We start from the raw sequence: 16,272 nt of genomic DNA on the forward strand, positions 1-16,272 counted from the left end.
CCCTATCGATACAACTGTACGACGTCGCGAAAGATGCCGCCGAACCCGTTGCCGCCGCTGCCAACACCGGTCACATCGGGGAAACCGACGACCTCTCCGTGGATGTCGAAACTGGGGGGCGAGCCGCCGTCATCACCCACCGGTTCAGTCAGGAACACGGCAACAAATTTTGTGACTGGAACTCCGGTAGTCGAACCGGAAACCGGGTTTTGCGCGCAATCAACACCAGCAGCCGTAACAACGCGCCGCGCCGGGTCTTCGGACATCTGGCTGGAACACATCGGGCGACCGGTTTCAGCAAGCGAAGGGTCCAGAATGGAGTTTGCGTTCGGCGGCGCGTGAGGGTTTGTATTTCCGTAGGCTATTTCCCTCAGATACATTCCGTACCGCGTCCCGGCGAAAACGGTATCCGACCCGGACAGCGCGGGCAGATGCGAGTCGCTGCCTATGCCGTCGGCAATCCCATCTGCCAGATCGTGGTTTCGATTAAGGTATCCGGTTCGATCCCAGTTGCCGTCGCCGAAACGGTTGTTTCCGCCGCATGTGCCCGCAGTCATGCACAGGTCGCGCCCCAGACCAGTTGTATCAGGGGTCGTCTGTTCATTTCCCTGAATGCAAGCGCCGCCACCGTTGCTTTCAATCCCCTTGATCACATTTGGTGCGGGCGCGAAATCGATGTTGTTTTTCTCACCGTTGAGAACCGAGCGGTAGATGTCAAAGCGGACGTTGAATGCCGCATTGGTAATGCCGTTTTTCTGGCCGGGTTCGGTGTTCAGACCATTGGTCAGAACACATTGAGTGATCTGGCTTTGCGCCGCGATCAGACAGGCCAGTTTATTGCCCCCTTCGTCGGCACACACACCCGAGCTGTCTTGGAAATTCGCCAGATCAATAAAGCCGAAGTTACCCGGTCCCCAGGCCGTTCCGTTGCCGCCGCTGCGCAACAGGATCTGGTCGCCCACAGTCAAAGTGGATTCCCAATTCGGGGGCAGGCAGAACATCAGGGGTGAGATATCGCACGCCGCTTTCGAGTATCCGGCCACTGCCTCGGCTGAAACGCTGGCAGCAGAAAACCCAGCTCCTCCAAGCATCTTGTCCAGCGCCGAAGCCAGGCTCATCGTCAGGGATTTGGGTGTCAACACGACTTGCGCGAACCTGGCCTTCCGTGGATCAGTTGTAATATCTGCGCCAAGCGGGGTCAGATCCGATGCCGGAAGCGCCGAGTGAAACAAGAGGGTATAATCCGACGATCCTGAAAGCGTGGTTGCCCCGTTCGCGAAGGTCTGGCTGTCGCTGACAAGATTTGCTGCTGCATTTGTGGCGCGTGTAATCGCGTCTGGTTGACCGTCCAACTCTCCCGCTGCGGCCAAAGCCACGTTGTCGGCAAATGACTGCAGCTCTGCATGTGTCGAATTCAACCGGCCAACGTCCAGCGTGATCGCAAAGAACCCGAGGAATGCGACCAAAGCTGTGCCCCACAGGATCGCGACGGTGCCGTTCTCCTCTTGGGCGAATGCGGATATGATTGCATGTGCTCGCATGGCTGAACTTATTGACCAGGTGACTGACTGACTGTGATTGGGCGAATGCGGGGTTTGACGCGCGGCATCGCGGACGCCGGCGCAAGGTGCGCATCTTTTGGGGTATCAGGTTGCAATTTGGCGGCGGGCGCGGCTTCTGTTTCCTGTTCCGCTTCTTCCTGTTGCCGCTGGATGGTCACAACCTCGGTCTCGGTTCCCCGGCGCAGCTTTACAGTGGGTTGAATATCAACCTTTTCTGCAGGTCCTTCCTCCTGCAGCAGATCGCGCAGGCGAACCATCTCCATGGGCTCATCCTCGACGCTGTCCAGGGTGCGCAGTGTAAGGCTCAGGGTTCCGGCCTTTTGAGCCAGGGCCAGACGTTGACCTTGCTGCGGGGTCACTTCCACTGTGATCGTGCGGGCGACCTCAGGCTGATCGCTTAATTCTTCCGACTGCTGGTCTACGCCAATGACGCGAATATTCTGCAAGATGGTGACCGCGCGCAGGTCCTGCTTGGCACCTTGGGTCAAGACGATATCAACGTGATCGCCCGGGGTAACAAAACCGCCCACGGCCGTTACAGCATCGACCTCGATTGCCATGGCGCGTGTGTTTTCCCCCAACTTTTGAACTAGGGTGACTTTTTCACCAAAGTTCGAAACCTTGGAAAGAAGCATTACTTCGCCGGGATAGAACCGGCCCTTGGCGCGCCGCAGCTGACGGCGATTGTTTGGAACAAGTACATCAATATCCGTGAAAACTCCGGCCGGGAGCGCCTCGCGCGGCCAGGGATGAATTGTGACGTCGTGCGCTTCGATCGTTTGACCAAAAGCGATTTCTGATCGGGCCACATAGATCTCAACCAGATCGGCATCTGGCGAGACACCGGCAGTGCTTGTCTTAAACTGAATGTGATCTTTCGCCAGGTAAACGGAACCGGACGCTATCGCAATTCCAAACAGTGTAGAAATGATTGGCCTGATACGCATCACTCTCTCCAACAATTACGTTCTGAAATATGGAACTTCGGTCGTCTTGCTTTCGCGAAATTCCTGGCGGTGAACTCTGCGCCGCAGCAGTGGCACGGCGGCGCAGAGTTCAGTATTTTGGTAAGTGTGTTTGGGTCAGCAGGTCGCGCTACCCAGAGCAGCGCATGCACCAGTCACGTTTGTGTTGGTGGTGGTGCCCAGGTACGTGAACGCGCCAACTGCAATCGACGCCACGACCAAAAGAGCCAGGCCATATTCGACAATTGCTGCACCGCTTTCATTCTTAACAAACTTCTTCATGAATTTAGTCATTATTTCCCCCAAATAGGTTAGACGTTTTCAGCGCTCCATTTTCTTGAGCGCAAGCCAGGCGAAAATGCATTAGCTCGGGTATCAGAATAGAATCGCAGGAAATGCGTGACCTCCTTCAAAGGTAACTGAAATACAACCAAAGATTGAAATATTTTAAAGTAATAACATCCACGGGAGATTAATTTTAACCCTGAATTAACAACCTATTAACATACGGCGAATCGCCTTTTTTCGAAACAATGAATTGAGTCGGGTCGCAATTGTGAGCAGGATGGTTGTTGATTTTTACTGAACGGTCAGGCAATCGCGGATTGGTCCCGTGCCGATTGTTGGTGATATGCCTCATAAAAACACATTAAAAACAAATAGATAAAGTTATGTAGTGGTATTTGTTTGAAAACTTTCCGCGCAGACAAGCCAGATAATTCCGGTTGCTGTGGCTGCGTAAGGGGCACAAATTTGTTGTTGTAATCCGAACCTGTTTGTTTGGTCGGTCTGTTTGGTTGAATGGTTAATTGTTATGAGTGTGAGTTTCTTAAAGAGCGCTCAGGCGAGGGAGAGTCTGGACTTTGTAGTGGAGTGGACTCAGGCCCTGTGCGGTAATGGCTCCTTGTCTCGATCCGTAAATTGTTTAATGCGCCTGGTAAATGCTGATGCGGTTCTAATTGTCAGAACGCAGAAAAAAGGTTGGAAGGCAAAGCATATTGCGCGCTGTTGTGTCCAGCTGGGAAAAATCTGGCCTTCACAGCCGCAAACGCAGGCCGAGCTGGTTATTGGGGAGTGTATATCAGCTGCAAGAGCGGGTTCAGTCTGGAAACTATCAGACCTGGTGTTTTCCGACGCATCACCAATGTCCCATTATCGGCCTCAAAAGCCTGAAGGGCTGGTGGAGGTTATCCTGATTCCGCTGGACGTAGACGGGGCGCAGGTCGATTACATCGAGCTTCATTACAGTATTCGCCCGCAGACCTTCGAACTTGATCTGATAAGTGCGCTGGCTCCAACACTTTCATCTGGCTGGAGTAAACGCTTACCCGGAACGGTTGCTGCCAATTCCGAAGTTCTTCGGGGTCACCGGTCCAGATACGACAGCAACAATCGCTTCGTTCCAATCCTTGATCCAAATAATCCAGCCGAACTCAGCAGATGCGAGTTTCGGGTATGTGCGATGATGAAAGAGGGAATGACAGTGAAGACAATCTCGGAGACTTTGTCCATTGGCCCGACGACGGTTCGTTCGCACTTAAGTTCCATATTTTCCAAGACAGGGGCGACGAGCCAGATCGAGCTTTTGCATCTATTGAACCGAAGCGTTGATGCTGACAGGGGTTTTGCTCAGATCGCGGGTTAGCGAACCGAATGGATTGCTACCAGGACGGTCTGAAGACCTTTCCTTGATCTTTTTTGGATCTATCCGCCGTCATGGTCTCGCCTTTTGTCGTGCCACGCCGGTCGAACAACCGCTGAACTGTGTCGCAATTTCGTCGGCTGTTTTGTAAGTTTCTTTTTTTTGGCCGCAATTTTGCCCTCTATTGCCGTGTAGGGAATCTGACTCGTTCGCTTTGACGATCTGCCACTTTCGTGCGGGGAAACAACCCTACGGAGTAGGGGGAGTTCGCCTGATTTTTCTGTTCGTCCCACTTGATCGCAGATACAATAGAAGGAATTATCCTTTTTTGTTAACGGCTTAGTCTTTGTTCATGATTTCGCGACAACATTAACATAATGTGAACAATGTATTCTCTGAGTGTTCAACTGGTTCGGGGCATACTGATCGCACAGGCCGGGCAAACCACGTCCGGTTGAATGGAAGGGGAACAGCATGATCAAGACTGCTATTGAGGTTGCGCCGTATGCATGTGCGACAATGCAACCCCATAATCCCGTCATGAATGGCGAAGTTTCAAGCAATACAAATTCGAGCAGCAGTCGCTTCCCTCCTATCGAAAATGCACTGACAGAAATCGTAAATAACAAGCGACTTGAAGAGGCGAACCGGGACTTCTGAAGATCAGAACGTCCGATAGATTTCCAGATCAACATGATCAGGGAACAATAAAGCCCGCTCCGAATTGGAGCGGGCTAAATTTTTTCTCAGTAACCTTTGCCAACTTGCGTAGAGCATGCGCGCAATACAACCTGGCAGTCAGGATCTTTACGAGAAAGTCGGGCCAGCCAAACGGCTGGTAATCACTTAGCTGGCCCGGTCTTTTGCCCACTTCATAAGAATGAAGGCAAAAGCTGTTAGCTATCCAGTCCGAGCATTGCCTTTACAGCAGCCTCGACCTCGTCGGTGACGGGTTTGTTCGCAGCGTCTTCCAATGCCGCGCGCTCATCGAGTGACTGCTGCTCAACGGCGTCAGTCAGGTCTTCGACGTCTTGCACGGCTTCCTCATATTCCAAGGCTGCCTGTTTTTCGGCATTCAGGCTGTCAGCGGTATCTTTGGAAGCCTGCAGATCATCGTTTGCGTCCTGAAGAGCGTCCTCGATATCAGGATCGGTGCCTCCCGCGTCTGCCAGCTGCTGTTCGAGATCATCGACGATGTCCTGCTTTTCCTGAACATCGGCCAGCGCTTCCTCAAGGTCGTCATTGATTTCGGCGCTGGAGCGATCCGGCGGGGTCATATCATCCAGAAGGTCTTGTTTTTCGGCAAGTTCAGCTCGGATGCTGTCGCCAGCCAGAACCGTATCGCGATAGGTTGCAATGCGACCGACGCGCGAATTCGGTGCAGCGTTCTGAAGGGCCTTCTCACTTGCGTTGGCTGCGTTCAGTGCACCCAGTTCTGAAGGGTGGACACCCAGTGCGGCAGCCAGTTTATTCCCCTTCTTATGGGAATCGGTCAGGTCCGTTTCCTCGACCTGAACCTTGGATTTTGTCGCGTGCGCGGCCGGTGCGGTCTTGGTCTGAGTTTTCTTGGACTTCTTACCGGTAAACAGCTCTTTCAAAGAGAACGATTTTCCCTTCGAGGATTTTGACTTCGAACCCTTTGCGCCAGAGGTTGTGCGCCCCGACTTACCGGCGGATTTTGAACCACCACTTTTGGTCGCCCCATTACCACCGCCGTTGCCTTTGCCATTTCCGGCATTGTCGCTGTTTCCATTACCGCCGCCGTTTCCTTTACCGCCACCATTGCCTCCACCGTTGCCATTGCCGTCTTTGGCGTAGGCCACATCTGGAAGGGCAACTGCCGCCACGATAGCAGTGGAGCCCAACATTGCGATTGCGAGAGCGGAGGCCTTCAGCACGCCGGTCAAATTGGTTTTCATAGCGATCCTCGTAGGTCGAACGCGAGTTTCATTTGGGCCGGCAGAGTATTTCGCGGTCAGCACACACGAAAAACCGCTAGCCGGAATCAATATCTGACAGGTGCTATCTAAACCGATCATCATTGAACCCACGCCAAACTGGTCGTTCATCGCCAGTTCATGTTGAAATCGGTAGATTGTTAAGGTGGTTGCGCAGTAAAGAGTGCCGAAGATGAAGAAGCTCTTGACCATCTTGTTTCTTGTTGCCGTTCTCCAGCCCGGAGAAGGCGATGCAGCCGTTCGTGAGCTGAAGCAGGCGGAGCTGCGCAAAGCGACAACCACTGGCAACGCTATCCGTCTTCAGGACGTCATCAAAGGCGTCGAGCAGGTCTTTGGCGGAACGCCCATTGATGCGCGTGCTTTTCAGGCCGACAAAGTTTACTACCGCGTGCTGGTCAAAAAACCGAACGGGAAGATTGTTAGTGTTATTGTTAACGCAAAAACCGGCGTCGTCGTTTCCAACAGGTCCACGATCGGCAAACAAATCTCAGAAGCGGCGAAATCTGCGCCCGGAAACTCGGCCAATGCGAAATCTCAAGGCAAGTCTTCTGCCAACGCAAACGGGGGTCAAAGCGGCAACCGTGGGAACAGCGGTGGCGGTCACGGCAATTCTGGCGGCAATGGTGGAGGCAATTCCGGAGGTAACGGTGGCGGCAATTCCGGAGGCAACGGTGGTGGCAATTCCGGAGGCAACGGTGGTGGCAACTCTGGTGGAAATGGCGGCGGCAATTCTGGCGGAAACGGTGGTGGTAAAAAGTAATGGTTAAACTGCCATACGCACGCCTATAATTCCTAAGTATGAGAGTCTTACTGGCAGAAGACGAACCGCACCTTTGCGAGCAGATCAAGAAACTGTTGAACGCTGAAGGTCGGGTCGTAGACATTGTGAACAGCGGCCTGGAAGCTTTGCATCTGGGCGCAACAGAACCTTATGACATGATCATCCTCGATATTGGATTGCCGGAACGTGATGGCATTTCAGTTCTACGGGAATGGCGCAGTGCGGGTATCAAGACACCTGTGCTGATCCTCACGGCCCGCGATGGCTGGAGCGAAAGGGTCGACGGGTTGGACGCAGGCGCGGACGACTACATGACCAAGCCGTTCCATATGCCCGAACTGGCAGCGCGGGTCCGTGCCATCCTGCGGCGGCAGAGCGGCCAGTTGAATCCCGTCGTTGAAATGGGAAATGTTGTGCTGGATACCCGCAACGGGCGTGTGACGGCGGATGGCGTGCCCATCGACCTGACCGCCCAGGAGCTGGCTGTTCTCACGTATCTGGCCCATAATATTGGGCGTATGATCTCAAGGACCGAACTGTCAGAGCATATCTACGAATACGATGGAGACAGGGACTCGAACACCATCGCCGTCTTCATAACCCGTCTGCGCAAAAAACTTGGCCCTGATCTGATCACAACGATTAGGGGCCGCGGATATATGATCGACTCTGCCTGATGTTATCCCTGCGTCAACGGGCTCTACTGGGGGGGATCGCGTCGGGTGCCCTTTCAGTGGGTGTCGGTACGCTGGCCGTGTTCTCGTTCATTAATGCTCGCGTTTCAGACAGGTTTGATACCGCACTACTTGATCGTCACACGCAACTGGTCGTTGGGTTGAGCGTTACGACCCATGATCCGGATGCGCTGCGGGATCTGATGTTCGATCCAGCCTATGGCACACCGTATTCCGGCAGATACTGGCAAGTCAGCAACAGCGAAGGCGAGATCTTTACCTCGGCTTCCCTGTTCGACGAAGTCATTGCCGAACCCCCTGGGAACCCTGATGTAACGACTCTTTGGAACACGCCCGGTCCGGAAAGCGAAGCTTTACGAGGAGCCTTTCAGAAAATTACTTATGAGGATGGTACGGTCTGGGGGGTAAGCGTTGCCGAAAGTCAGGCCCAGCTTGTCGCGGAACGTCGCGCTGCACAACAAAACCTGCTTCCAGTTTTTGCGCTGGTCGGTCTGATCGGTGTCGTTGGATCGCTACTTCTGACGTCAATCATCCTGACGCCACTCAGAAAGCTGCGGTCGGATGTGGCGCACCGTTGGGAACGGGACGAAGACCTAAGACCAGGCGATTATCCAGAAGAGGTGTCTCCTCTGGTCGAGGATTTGAACCAGCTCTTGCGCCGAAATCGGGAAATCGTATCAGGATCACGTCGTCAGGCGGCAGATTTGGCTCATGCCCTGAAAACACCTACTGCGATCATGCGCAATGAACTGGTGCTGTTGTGCGAAGCGGGAGGTTCTACGGATACTGCTGTGGAAGCTCTCGACCGTATTGACGCGCAACTGGGCCGGTCTTTGGCCAGAATGCGGGCGCTGAACACTGCAGATTTGACCCATTCTCGTACTGATCTGTCTCATTCGATTGATCGACTGGCGCGGCTGTTCACGACCATGGCCGAGCGCGATGGAAAGTCATTGAAAATTGAGCGCGACCCGGGTCTTTGGGTGCGTATGGACGCGCAGGATATCGAAGAAGTTTTGGGCAACCTGCTGGATAACGCAGTCAAATGGTGCAAACACAAGGTCCGTTTGACGGCTAAGAGGACCCAGAACGGGATCGAAGTTGTGATTGACGATGATGGCCCGGGAATTCCTCAGGACGCTCACCGCGAGGCGCTACGTTCTGGGGGAAGGCTGGATACTTCTGTCTCGGGCAGCGGCCTTGGGCTGGCTATAGCGGTTGATCTGCTGAAGGCTTATGACTGCCGGATTGAACTGGGGGCATCCGGTTTTCTAGGCGGTTTGGAATGCCGGATCGTTATACCAAAAGGAACCAACGCGCATTCTGCGTCAGGCTGATTTTTCGCCCTGAAGGTTCAGGGTGGTTTGGGTGTGTCGTAAGTGGACAAGACGCGAAAACAAGAAAAGCGGACCCATGACAGGTCCGCTTTTGCCCTTGCGGGCGACAGGCAGCCAAGGTGGGCTTAGCTGCTCATGTCGTAGGCCCGTTCACCATGTACCGAGAGGTCGAGGCCATTTGTCTCGGTCTCGGCGTTTACGCGAAGTGGTGTGATCTGTGCAACCAGTTTGACCAACACAAACGTGACAACTGCCGTGAAGGCACCCACGATAACCAGCCCACCCAACTGGGCAGTCCATGTGCCAAGGCCAAACAGGGCGATCATGATGGTGCCGAAGATGCCTCCGACGCCATGTACCGCGAACACGTCCAGTGTATCGTCGATATTCAGCTTGTTGCGCACCAGACTGACGGCTTCCTGACACAGAATGCCCGCAACAGCACCGATGATGAGGGCCTGAACCGGACCCACAAAACCCGAAGCGGGCGTGATCGAGGCCAGACCTGCAATTGTTCCGGTAACAAGACCCACCATCGAGGCTTTGCCAAATCGGATGCGTTCCCAAAGCGCCCATGTCAACGAGGCAGTAGCGGCGGACAGGTGGGTAACGGTCATCGCCATCGCAGCACCTCCGTCCGCGGCCAGTTGCGAGCCGCCATTAAAGCCGAACCAGCCGACCCACAGCATCGCGGCGCCCACCATGACATAGCCGGGATTATGCGGCGGGGTCGTGCGGTTGCGGCGCGGGCCAAGGATGACGGCGATGATCAGGGCTGCCAGACCAGCGGTTTCGTGCACCACGATACCACCTGCGAAATCACGCACGCCAATGTCGCCCAAAATACCACCATCGGCCAGCATTCCACCGCCCCAGATCCAGTGAACCACCGGCGCATAGCACAGCAGCATCCACAGCGCCGAGAAGGTCAGTACAAAGCCAAAGCCTACCCGTTCGACATATGCGCCCACGATCAGGGCCGGGGTGATGATGGCAAAGGTCATCTGAAAGGCAAAGAAAAGGATTTCAGGTAGAGTGCCAGCAAGGCTGTCCACATCAACACCGTTGAGGAAAGCCTTGCCCAAACCACCCCAAAGCCCGCTTTCACCGGGCCCAAAGGCGATGGAGTACCCGGCAACCAGCCACAGAATGCTCATCAAACAGGCAATGGCAAAGCAATGCATAAAAACGCTGAGCACGTTTCGGGCACGAACGAGCCCGCCGTAGAACAAGGCCAGCCCCGGCAATGTCATGAAAAGGACCAGTGCTGTAGCAACTATGATCCAGGCTGTATCGGCTCCATTCATGGGCCGCTCTCCTTTTCCCTGCATGGTTTCCCGGGCAGGTCATCTGACAACGCTCCGGGATCGAGTGAGTCCTTGAAGCGGAGGGCAGGTGAGGAAAAAAGAGGCAACACCCGAATTGAGCGCCTGTTTTGTCGCCTTTTGTTCAAGTGATGACAGTTTTGGCGGCTATGGGCAGATAATGCCCAAAAATCGTGCGCGTTATGAAAGGCCAGTCAGAAGCAACGCCAGCGCATGATCCCGCGCGGCGCGGCGCACCGCATCCCGCCCTTGCGCGCCAAACTCAATCGTTTCGGTTCGGGTTTCCTGGCCTTCTCTGGCCAGTCCGAAACATACGCGCCCTTCGGGTTTGAATTCAGACCCGCCCGGCCCGGCAATGCCGGTAATCGCGACGGCAAGCTGCGCTTGTGAGTTGCGCAATGCGCCTTCGGCCATTTCGCGAGCGACCTGCTCGGACACAGCACCGAAAGCCTCCAGAGTTTCTGCCAGAACACCCAGCATGTCCTGTTTGGCCCTGTTGGTATAGGTAACAAATCCCCGATCCACGACGGCCGAACTACCGGGTACATCCGTCAGGGCCGCAGCGACCATACCGCCGGTGCAGCTTTCCGCTGTGGCGATCACAACGCCCTGCGCCTTGGCGCGGTTCAGCAGGTCGGGCACGTTCATAGGCCCAGAACCCCGTGCGCGATGCCTGCCAGAACCATCACGCCAATGGCTGCGAATATACCCGCAATTACGTCGTCCAGCATCACTCCCATGGTATCGCCACGACGATCTGCCCAACCGACGGGGCCGGGTTTGGTGATGTCGAACAGGCGAAACAGGGCGAACCCGGCAACCCAACCGGGCCAGAGGGCGGAAATGTCGATCCCATGCGCCCAGGACGGATATGAGATCGCCCAGAGTGCAATGAACTGGCCCGCAACTTCATCTATGACGATTTCCGACGGGTCGTGATCGTCCTGACCGTCGGTCATCACGCGCGTGGCCCACAGGCCGCCTGCGAACACCACGAGCGTTGCGATTGCCAGCAATGGGAATCCGCCCAGCGTGTGCAGGACCCAAGCCATCGGCAGCGCGGCCAGCGAACCCCAGGTGCCGGGGGCAGGGCGTATATATCCGACGCCGCCGACGGTGCCAATCAACTGCGCCGCGTTCATGATTTCACCAGACAGGCCGTCGCAAGCGATGCGATGCCTTCACTGCGACCGGTGAAGCCCAGACGCTCGGACGTGGTGGCCTTGACCGAGACCTGATCGGCACGCAAGCCCATGATTTTGGACATTTCTTCGCGCATGACAGCGGCGTGAGGGCCAATCTTCGGGTATTCACAGACCAGCGTGCAATCCACGTTCGAGATGCGATATCCCATCTGTCCGGCCAGTTCGACCGCGTGACGCAGAAAGATCTTGCTGGCGGCCCCTTTCCATTGCGGATCCGAGGGCGGAAAATGCTGTCCGATATCCCCTTGCGCCAATGCGCCATAAATCGCGTCGGTTACAGCATGCATCCCGACATCCGCATCCGAATGCCCCTGCAACCCGCGATCATGGGGAACCTTTACACCGCAAAGGACAACATGATCCCCGTCGCCAAATCGGTGCACGTCATAGCCGTTGCCAAGTCTTACATCCATATCCATTCCCATGATACGTTCCGCCCGGGCAAAATCCTCGGGGCGGGTGATCTTCAGGTTGTCCGCATCGCCCGGTACGATGCAGACATCGACCCCCGCACCGCGTGCAACCTCAACATCATCGGCAGCACCGCCTGGATGCGCCGCATGGGCGGCGGTGATGGTGTCATAGTGAAAGCCTTGCGGTGTCTGCGCCGCAAACAGGTTGCTGCGGTCTTGCGTGCCCGTCACGGCCCCGTCTTGTCCTATCCACAAGGCATCGGTTACCGCCAGTCCGGGGGCGGCGGCCTGATGTGCATCCAATGCGTTCAAAACGTCCTGAATGGTGCGAGACGAAACGCAAGGTCTGGCAACGTCATGAATCAAGACGCGCTTCACGTCGAGATGTGTCAACGCCTTTAAACCGTTGCGCACAGAACCTGCACGATCTGCGCCGCCTGCGGCGAGGATCAGGTCGGTATCACGAAACTCCTTCCAGGCCAGAGTGTCTTCGTCGGATAAGACGAGAACGATGTGGGCAACCTGTCCACGGAACCGATCGATTGTCCAGTCTGCCACGCGGCGTCCTGCAAGGCTGCGCCACTGTTTTGGGACATCGCCCCCTGCGCGTAGGCCGCGGCCTGCGGCGACTATGATGGCAGCTGTGGTCATGCCGCGCGCCCTCCATTTTGTTGCGTTTGTTTAGGCGGCGGTGATTGCAGAGGCAATCACCTATGGTCATGTGATTAAAAAATAGGCAGTTGATGGTTCTACAGGCTTGTTGCGCGTCGTTTTGTTGTTCATATGCGTAGAATTCGATATCAGAACTGCAATTGCCCAAGGATTAAGCACGTTGACTTTGCGCTTCGCTGACAAACTCGTAACACCGCCGGTTTTGCTGGCCCCGATGGCCGGAATCACCGATCGCCCATTTCGGGATCTGGTTATGCGCTTCGGCGCCGGCATGGTCGTCAGTGAAATGGTCGCCAGTCAGGAAATGGTGCAGGCCAAACCCGGAGTGCGGGAGCGCGCCGAATTGTCTGCCGATGTGGAAAATACAGCTGTGCAACTGGCAGGGCGCGAAGCGCACTGGATGGCCGAGGCGGCGCGTCAGGTTGCTGATCGTGGGGCGCGGGTGGTCGACATCAACATGGGGTGTCCCGCCAAGAAGGTTACAAATGGGTATTCCGGCTCGGCCCTGCTGAAAACACCAGACCATGCGCTGACGCTGATCGAGGCCGTAGTCAGTGCAGTTGACGTTCCGGTGACATTGAAAACCCGTCTGGGGTGGGATGACACCCTGCTGAATGCCCCTGAGGTCGCGCGCCGTGCACAAGACGCAGGCGTTCAGATGGTTACGATCCACGGACGCACGCGATGCCAGTTCTACAAGGGGCGCGCTGACTGGAGCGCGATCCGGGCCGTGAAACAAGCCGTGTCGATTCCGGTCATTGCGAACGGAGATATCACGGATACTGCCGCCGCGCGAACGTCGCTGACTCAGTCTGGTGCAGATGGGGTCATGGTCGGGCGTGGCGCGCAGGGTAAACCGTGGCTTTTGGCGCAGATCAGTCACGACCTCTACGGGGAGGATGCGCCGGATATTCCGGTCGGGAATGTCCTGATCGACATGGTGCGCGCGCATTATCAGGCGATGCTGGGATTTTACGGTGCCGATCTGGGCCTGCGTGTCGCCCGCAAGCATCTGGGATGGTACATGGATCAGGCCGCAACCCCTGCGCCGCTGCGCCGGGCAGTTTTGACGTCGCGAAGCACGGATGAAGTCCTGCGTCTGCTTGGGGACGCACTTGCCGATACGGGCGAGGTGGCGGCATGAATTCCAACGCCAACATCTGGAACTCATTGCCGGTTCCGGCCTTCATAATCGATGAAGAAGATCGCATCGCAGATGTGAATTCGGCGGGCGAGGGGTTTTTGAATGCCTCGCGCCGGTCGGTAATCGGGCATCCGGTATGGGACCAGATCGCCGTTGACGCACCGCTGGAGGAAGCATTCCTGCGCGCCCGTTCTCAAGGCACGCCACTGTTCGTAAACGATGTGGATGCTGGTTCGGGGAACCGTGCGCCGTTGCAATGTGCGTTGCAGATCGCGCCTCTGGTTGGGCATCCGGGGTCGATGATCATGATCATATCACCTCGTGAACTGGCGGGCCGGATGACCTTGGGCAACACGGTCAAGTCAGCGGCGCAGTCGGCGATTGGCATGGCCGAGATGCTGGCGCACGAAATTAAGAACCCACTGGCCGGGATTACCGGTGCAGCGCAACTGCTGAGCATGAATATTTCGCCACAGGATCTTGAACTTACAGACCTTATTGTGGCCGAAAGCCGAAGGATCGTGAAGCTTCTGGAACAGGTCGAGCAATTCGGCAACTTGCAGAAACCGGACCTCAGGCCGGTCAATATCCACGATGTACTGGACCGTGCAAGGCGGTCCGCGCTGCTGGGATTTGGCGCGGATATGACAATCATCGAGGATTACGATCCGTCATTGCCGCTGGCCTATGGCGATCCGGACCAGTTTCTTCAGGTGGTTCTGAACCTGCTGAAAAACGCATCCGAGGCCGCAGGGCCTCAGGGCGGAACAATCCGTCTGCGCACGTATTTCGAACATTCCTTCCGGCTGCGCAGAAGTGATGGGTCGGGTCACTCGCTGCCGTTGCAGATCGAGATCATCGATGACGGTCCAGGGCTGCCCGAGGATATCCGCGGTGACATTTTTGACCCGTTTGTGTCGGGCAAGGAAAACGGCACCGGTCTCGGGCTGGCGCTGGTCAGCAAGATCGTTTCCGACCATGACGGCTGGATTTCCGCCGATTCCGTGCCTGGCCGCACCGTTTTCAAACTGTCGCTGCGCCGCGCGCCGCGAGATGCAACAGAACACAAGAAGGAGAGCACCTGATGGATGGCACCGTACTGGTTGCGGATGACGACCGCACAATCCGCACCGTTCTGACTCAGGCGCTGACGCGGGCCGGATGCAAGGTGCACGCAACGTCTTCGCTAACCACCCTGATGCGTTGGGTCGGCGAAGGTAAAGGCGACGTGGTGATCTCGGACGTTGTCATGCCTGATGGCAATGGTCTGGAGATGCTGCCGAAGATCGCAAAGGATCGCCCTGGATTGCCGGTTATCGTGATTTCCGCACAAAACACGATCATGACCGCGATTCAGGCGGCTGAGGCAGACGCATATGACTATCTGCCCAAACCGTTTGACCTGCCGGATTTGATGAAACGCACGGCGCGGGCACTGGATCAGAAGCAGCGCGCACAGCCAGAACCCAAACAGGCAGGCGGTGAGCGTCCGGATGAGCTGCCTCTGGTCGGCCGCACGCCAGTCATGCAGGCCTTGTATCGGTTGGTCGCACGCGTGATGAACACCGACCTGCCGGTAATGATCTCGGGTGAAAGCGGAACGGGTAAATCGCTGATTGCCCGGGCAATTCACGACTTTTCGGATCGGCGTACATTACCCTTTGTCACAGTCACCGCAGCCGACCTAAGCGATTTGGAGGGCCCGGCCCGCGTGATGGCGCGGGTGCGTGGAGGTACGCTGCTGATAGATGAAATCGCAGATATCGGCGATGAAATTCAAGCCCGCGTGGTGCGTATGATGGATACGCCCGGCGATCATGTTCCGCGTTTCATGGCAACCAGCCAGACAAACTTGACCGATGGAATGGAAAACGGCCGTATCCGTCAGGACCTGTACTATCGTTTGTGCGGGGCAACGATCCACGTGCCCTCGTTGCGTGAAAGGGTCGACGATATTCAACTGCTGGCCGAACATTTCCTGGCCCGGGAAGAGAAGGAAAGCGGAAACAAGCGGTGGCTCAGCCCGGAAGCGGTTGAGTTGGTGCGGCGCTATTCATGGCCAGGGAACGTCCGGCAACTGGAAAACGCCGTTCGCCGTTTGGGGCTGACCAGCCGGGCAGATGAGATTTCAAAGGCCGAGGTGGAAATGGTGTTGGGCAGCCAGCCCGAGGCTGCGCCTGTTCTGAGCGGCGGCGAACGTGAAAAGCTTTCAACCTCGGTCGAGCGTCACCTGCGACGGTATTTCGATCTGCACGGCAATGTTTTGCCGCCGCCGGGCCTTTATCAGCGGATTTTGCGTGAGGTTGAGGCCCCGCTGATCGAAATCGCATTGGATGCAACTGGTGGGAACCAGGCAAAATGTGCTGATTTACTGGGGATTAACCGAAATACGCTGCGAAAAAAGATTACAGACCTCGATATACAGGTGACACGGCGCCGCAAACTGATGTAATATCGCCACACAAACCGTGGCATCCCGGCATCTGTCGGGAAAAGATCACGATATATGGCGGTAAGCCGCACAAGCGGCACATCAGGATGAGGGCAGACGGTGGCAACCCGAGCACAGAGCG

Annotated in this window: 16 protein-coding genes; 8 read left to right on the plus strand and 8 right to left on the minus strand. The window is 56.1% G+C overall.

Features of this window, described 5'->3' with window-relative positions; translation table 11 throughout:
- Nucleotides 1-2: 2 nt before the first annotated feature.
- The 3 genes from ACR0JI_RS01900 to ACR0JI_RS01910 all read right to left on the minus strand — a co-directional run bounded on the left by ACR0JI_RS01900 (nt 3) and on the right by ACR0JI_RS01910 (nt 2,809).
- The gene (locus ACR0JI_RS01900) at nt 3-1,541 is read right to left on the minus strand and encodes a pilus assembly protein TadG-related protein (RefSeq protein ID WP_480493051.1); all 1,539 of its coding nucleotides are present in this window, start codon (nt 1,539-1,541) and stop codon (nt 3-5) included.
- Between the two features lie 8 nt (nt 1,542-1,549).
- The gene (cpaB, locus tag ACR0JI_RS01905) at nt 1,550-2,509 is read right to left on the minus strand and encodes a Flp pilus assembly protein CpaB (RefSeq protein ID WP_480493052.1); all 960 of its coding nucleotides are present in this window, start codon (nt 2,507-2,509) and stop codon (nt 1,550-1,552) included.
- Nucleotides 2,510-2,644: 135 nt separating this feature from the next.
- Nucleotides 2,645-2,809 carry a hypothetical protein gene (locus ACR0JI_RS01910; RefSeq protein WP_480493053.1) on the minus strand — a complete coding sequence of 55 codons (165 nt, stop codon included), beginning with the start codon at nt 2,807-2,809 and terminating at the stop codon, nt 2,645-2,647.
- A 646-nt stretch (nt 2,810-3,455) separates the two neighbouring features.
- Between ACR0JI_RS01910 and ACR0JI_RS01915 the strand changes: the two genes are divergently transcribed.
- Together ACR0JI_RS01915 and ACR0JI_RS01920 are read left to right on the plus strand one after the other, a co-directional pair.
- Nucleotides 3,456-4,172, plus strand: coding sequence for a helix-turn-helix transcriptional regulator (locus ACR0JI_RS01915; protein WP_480493054.1), 717 nt, complete (start codon nt 3,456-3,458; stop codon nt 4,170-4,172).
- A 471-nt stretch (nt 4,173-4,643) separates the two neighbouring features.
- Nucleotides 4,644-4,829: a hypothetical protein gene (locus tag ACR0JI_RS01920; RefSeq protein ID WP_480473092.1), complete on the plus strand. Its 186-nt coding sequence runs from the start codon at nt 4,644-4,646 to the stop codon at nt 4,827-4,829.
- Nucleotides 4,830-5,065: 236 nt separating this feature from the next.
- Here the strand turns inward: ACR0JI_RS01920 and ACR0JI_RS01925 are convergent, their stop codons facing one another.
- Nucleotides 5,066-6,409 (minus strand): hypothetical protein, encoded by a 1,344-nt coding sequence (locus tag ACR0JI_RS01925; RefSeq protein ID WP_480879167.1) that lies wholly within the window; start codon nt 6,407-6,409, stop codon nt 5,066-5,068.
- A gap of 242 nt (nt 6,410-6,651) precedes the next feature.
- On the opposite strand from ACR0JI_RS01925, the gene ACR0JI_RS01930 reads away from it, so the two are divergent.
- From ACR0JI_RS01930 to ACR0JI_RS01940, 3 genes are read left to right on the plus strand one after another with little or no spacing between them, the layout of a single operon-like run.
- A complete protein-coding gene (locus tag ACR0JI_RS01930) occupies nt 6,652-6,894 on the plus strand; it encodes a hypothetical protein (RefSeq protein WP_480879170.1) in 243 nt (80 codons plus the stop codon).
- A 31-nt stretch (nt 6,895-6,925) separates the two neighbouring features.
- Entirely contained in the window at nt 6,926-7,585 is a 660-nt protein-coding gene (locus ACR0JI_RS01935; protein WP_480473086.1) for a response regulator transcription factor, read from the plus strand.
- Nucleotides 7,585-8,940 carry an ATP-binding protein gene (locus ACR0JI_RS01940; protein WP_480493056.1) on the plus strand — a complete coding sequence of 452 codons (1,356 nt, stop codon included), beginning with the start codon at nt 7,585-7,587 and terminating at the stop codon, nt 8,938-8,940. The genes ACR0JI_RS01935 and ACR0JI_RS01940 overlap by 1 nt, the downstream gene beginning before the upstream one ends.
- A gap of 125 nt (nt 8,941-9,065) precedes the next feature.
- On the opposite strand, the gene ACR0JI_RS01945 is transcribed toward ACR0JI_RS01940, so the two are convergent.
- The 4 genes from ACR0JI_RS01945 to ACR0JI_RS01960 all read right to left on the minus strand — a co-directional run bounded on the left by ACR0JI_RS01945 (nt 9,066) and on the right by ACR0JI_RS01960 (nt 12,534).
- Entirely contained in the window at nt 9,066-10,247 is a 1,182-nt protein-coding gene (locus ACR0JI_RS01945; protein ID WP_480473082.1) for an ammonium transporter, read from the minus strand.
- Between the two features lie 198 nt (nt 10,248-10,445).
- Entirely contained in the window at nt 10,446-10,913 is a 468-nt protein-coding gene (locus ACR0JI_RS01950; protein WP_480493057.1) for a CinA family protein, read from the minus strand.
- The gene (locus tag ACR0JI_RS01955) at nt 10,910-11,407 is read right to left on the minus strand and encodes a phosphatidylglycerophosphatase A family protein (protein WP_480493058.1); all 498 of its coding nucleotides are present in this window, start codon (nt 11,405-11,407) and stop codon (nt 10,910-10,912) included. Before ACR0JI_RS01955 ends, ACR0JI_RS01950 begins: the two co-directional genes overlap by 4 nt.
- Nucleotides 11,404-12,534 (minus strand): bifunctional 2-C-methyl-D-erythritol 4-phosphate cytidylyltransferase/2-C-methyl-D-erythritol 2,4-cyclodiphosphate synthase, encoded by a 1,131-nt coding sequence (locus ACR0JI_RS01960; RefSeq protein WP_480493059.1) that lies wholly within the window; start codon nt 12,532-12,534, stop codon nt 11,404-11,406. The genes ACR0JI_RS01955 and ACR0JI_RS01960 overlap by 4 nt, the downstream gene beginning before the upstream one ends.
- Before the next feature lie 181 nt (nt 12,535-12,715).
- On the opposite strand from ACR0JI_RS01960, the gene dusB reads away from it, so the two are divergent.
- From dusB to ACR0JI_RS01975, 3 genes are read left to right on the plus strand one after another with little or no spacing between them, the layout of a single operon-like run.
- Nucleotides 12,716-13,699 (plus strand): tRNA dihydrouridine synthase DusB, encoded by a 984-nt coding sequence (gene dusB, locus ACR0JI_RS01965; RefSeq protein ID WP_480493060.1) that lies wholly within the window; start codon nt 12,716-12,718, stop codon nt 13,697-13,699.
- A complete protein-coding gene (locus ACR0JI_RS01970; protein ID WP_480473074.1) occupies nt 13,696-14,784 on the plus strand; it encodes a two-component system sensor histidine kinase NtrB in 1,089 nt (362 codons plus the stop codon). Before dusB ends, ACR0JI_RS01970 begins: the two co-directional genes overlap by 4 nt.
- The gene (locus ACR0JI_RS01975) at nt 14,784-16,151 is read left to right on the plus strand and encodes a response regulator (protein ID WP_480493061.1); all 1,368 of its coding nucleotides are present in this window, start codon (nt 14,784-14,786) and stop codon (nt 16,149-16,151) included. The genes ACR0JI_RS01970 and ACR0JI_RS01975 overlap by 1 nt, the downstream gene beginning before the upstream one ends.
- Nucleotides 16,152-16,272 lie beyond the last annotated feature (121 nt).

The organism is Ruegeria sp. N10 (assembly GCF_056531545.1).

What these genes read in the sequence shown, in the direction of transcription:
- ACR0JI_RS01900 (WP_480493051.1), bottom strand. Translation starts at nt 1,541, where the DNA reads ATGCGAGCACATGCAATCATATCCGCATTCGCCCAAGAGGAGAACGGC.
- cpaB (WP_480493052.1), bottom strand. Translation starts at nt 2,509, where the DNA reads ATGCGTATCAGGCCAATCATTTCTACACTGTTTGGAATTGCGATAGCG.
- ACR0JI_RS01910 (WP_480493053.1), bottom strand. Translation starts at nt 2,809, where the DNA reads ATGAAGAAGTTTGTTAAGAATGAAAGCGGTGCAGCAATTGTCGAATAT.
- ACR0JI_RS01915 (WP_480493054.1), top strand. Translation starts at nt 3,456, where the DNA reads ATGCGCCTGGTAAATGCTGATGCGGTTCTAATTGTCAGAACGCAGAAA.
- ACR0JI_RS01920 (WP_480473092.1), top strand. Translation starts at nt 4,644, where the DNA reads ATGATCAAGACTGCTATTGAGGTTGCGCCGTATGCATGTGCGACAATG.
- ACR0JI_RS01930 (WP_480879170.1), top strand. Translation starts at nt 6,652, where the DNA reads ATGCGAAATCTCAAGGCAAGTCTTCTGCCAACGCAAACGGGGGTCAAA.
- ACR0JI_RS01935 (WP_480473086.1), top strand. Translation starts at nt 6,926, where the DNA reads ATGAGAGTCTTACTGGCAGAAGACGAACCGCACCTTTGCGAGCAGATC.
- ACR0JI_RS01940 (WP_480493056.1), top strand. Translation starts at nt 7,585, where the DNA reads ATGTTATCCCTGCGTCAACGGGCTCTACTGGGGGGGATCGCGTCGGGT.
- ACR0JI_RS01945 (WP_480473082.1), bottom strand. Translation starts at nt 10,247, where the DNA reads ATGAATGGAGCCGATACAGCCTGGATCATAGTTGCTACAGCACTGGTC.
- ACR0JI_RS01950 (WP_480493057.1), bottom strand. Translation starts at nt 10,913, where the DNA reads ATGAACGTGCCCGACCTGCTGAACCGCGCCAAGGCGCAGGGCGTTGTG.
- ACR0JI_RS01955 (WP_480493058.1), bottom strand. Translation starts at nt 11,407, where the DNA reads ATGAACGCGGCGCAGTTGATTGGCACCGTCGGCGGCGTCGGATATATA.
- ACR0JI_RS01960 (WP_480493059.1), bottom strand. Translation starts at nt 12,534, where the DNA reads ATGACCACAGCTGCCATCATAGTCGCCGCAGGCCGCGGCCTACGCGCA.
- ACR0JI_RS01970 (WP_480473074.1), top strand. Translation starts at nt 13,696, where the DNA reads ATGAATTCCAACGCCAACATCTGGAACTCATTGCCGGTTCCGGCCTTC.
- ACR0JI_RS01975 (WP_480493061.1), top strand. Translation starts at nt 14,784, where the DNA reads ATGGATGGCACCGTACTGGTTGCGGATGACGACCGCACAATCCGCACC.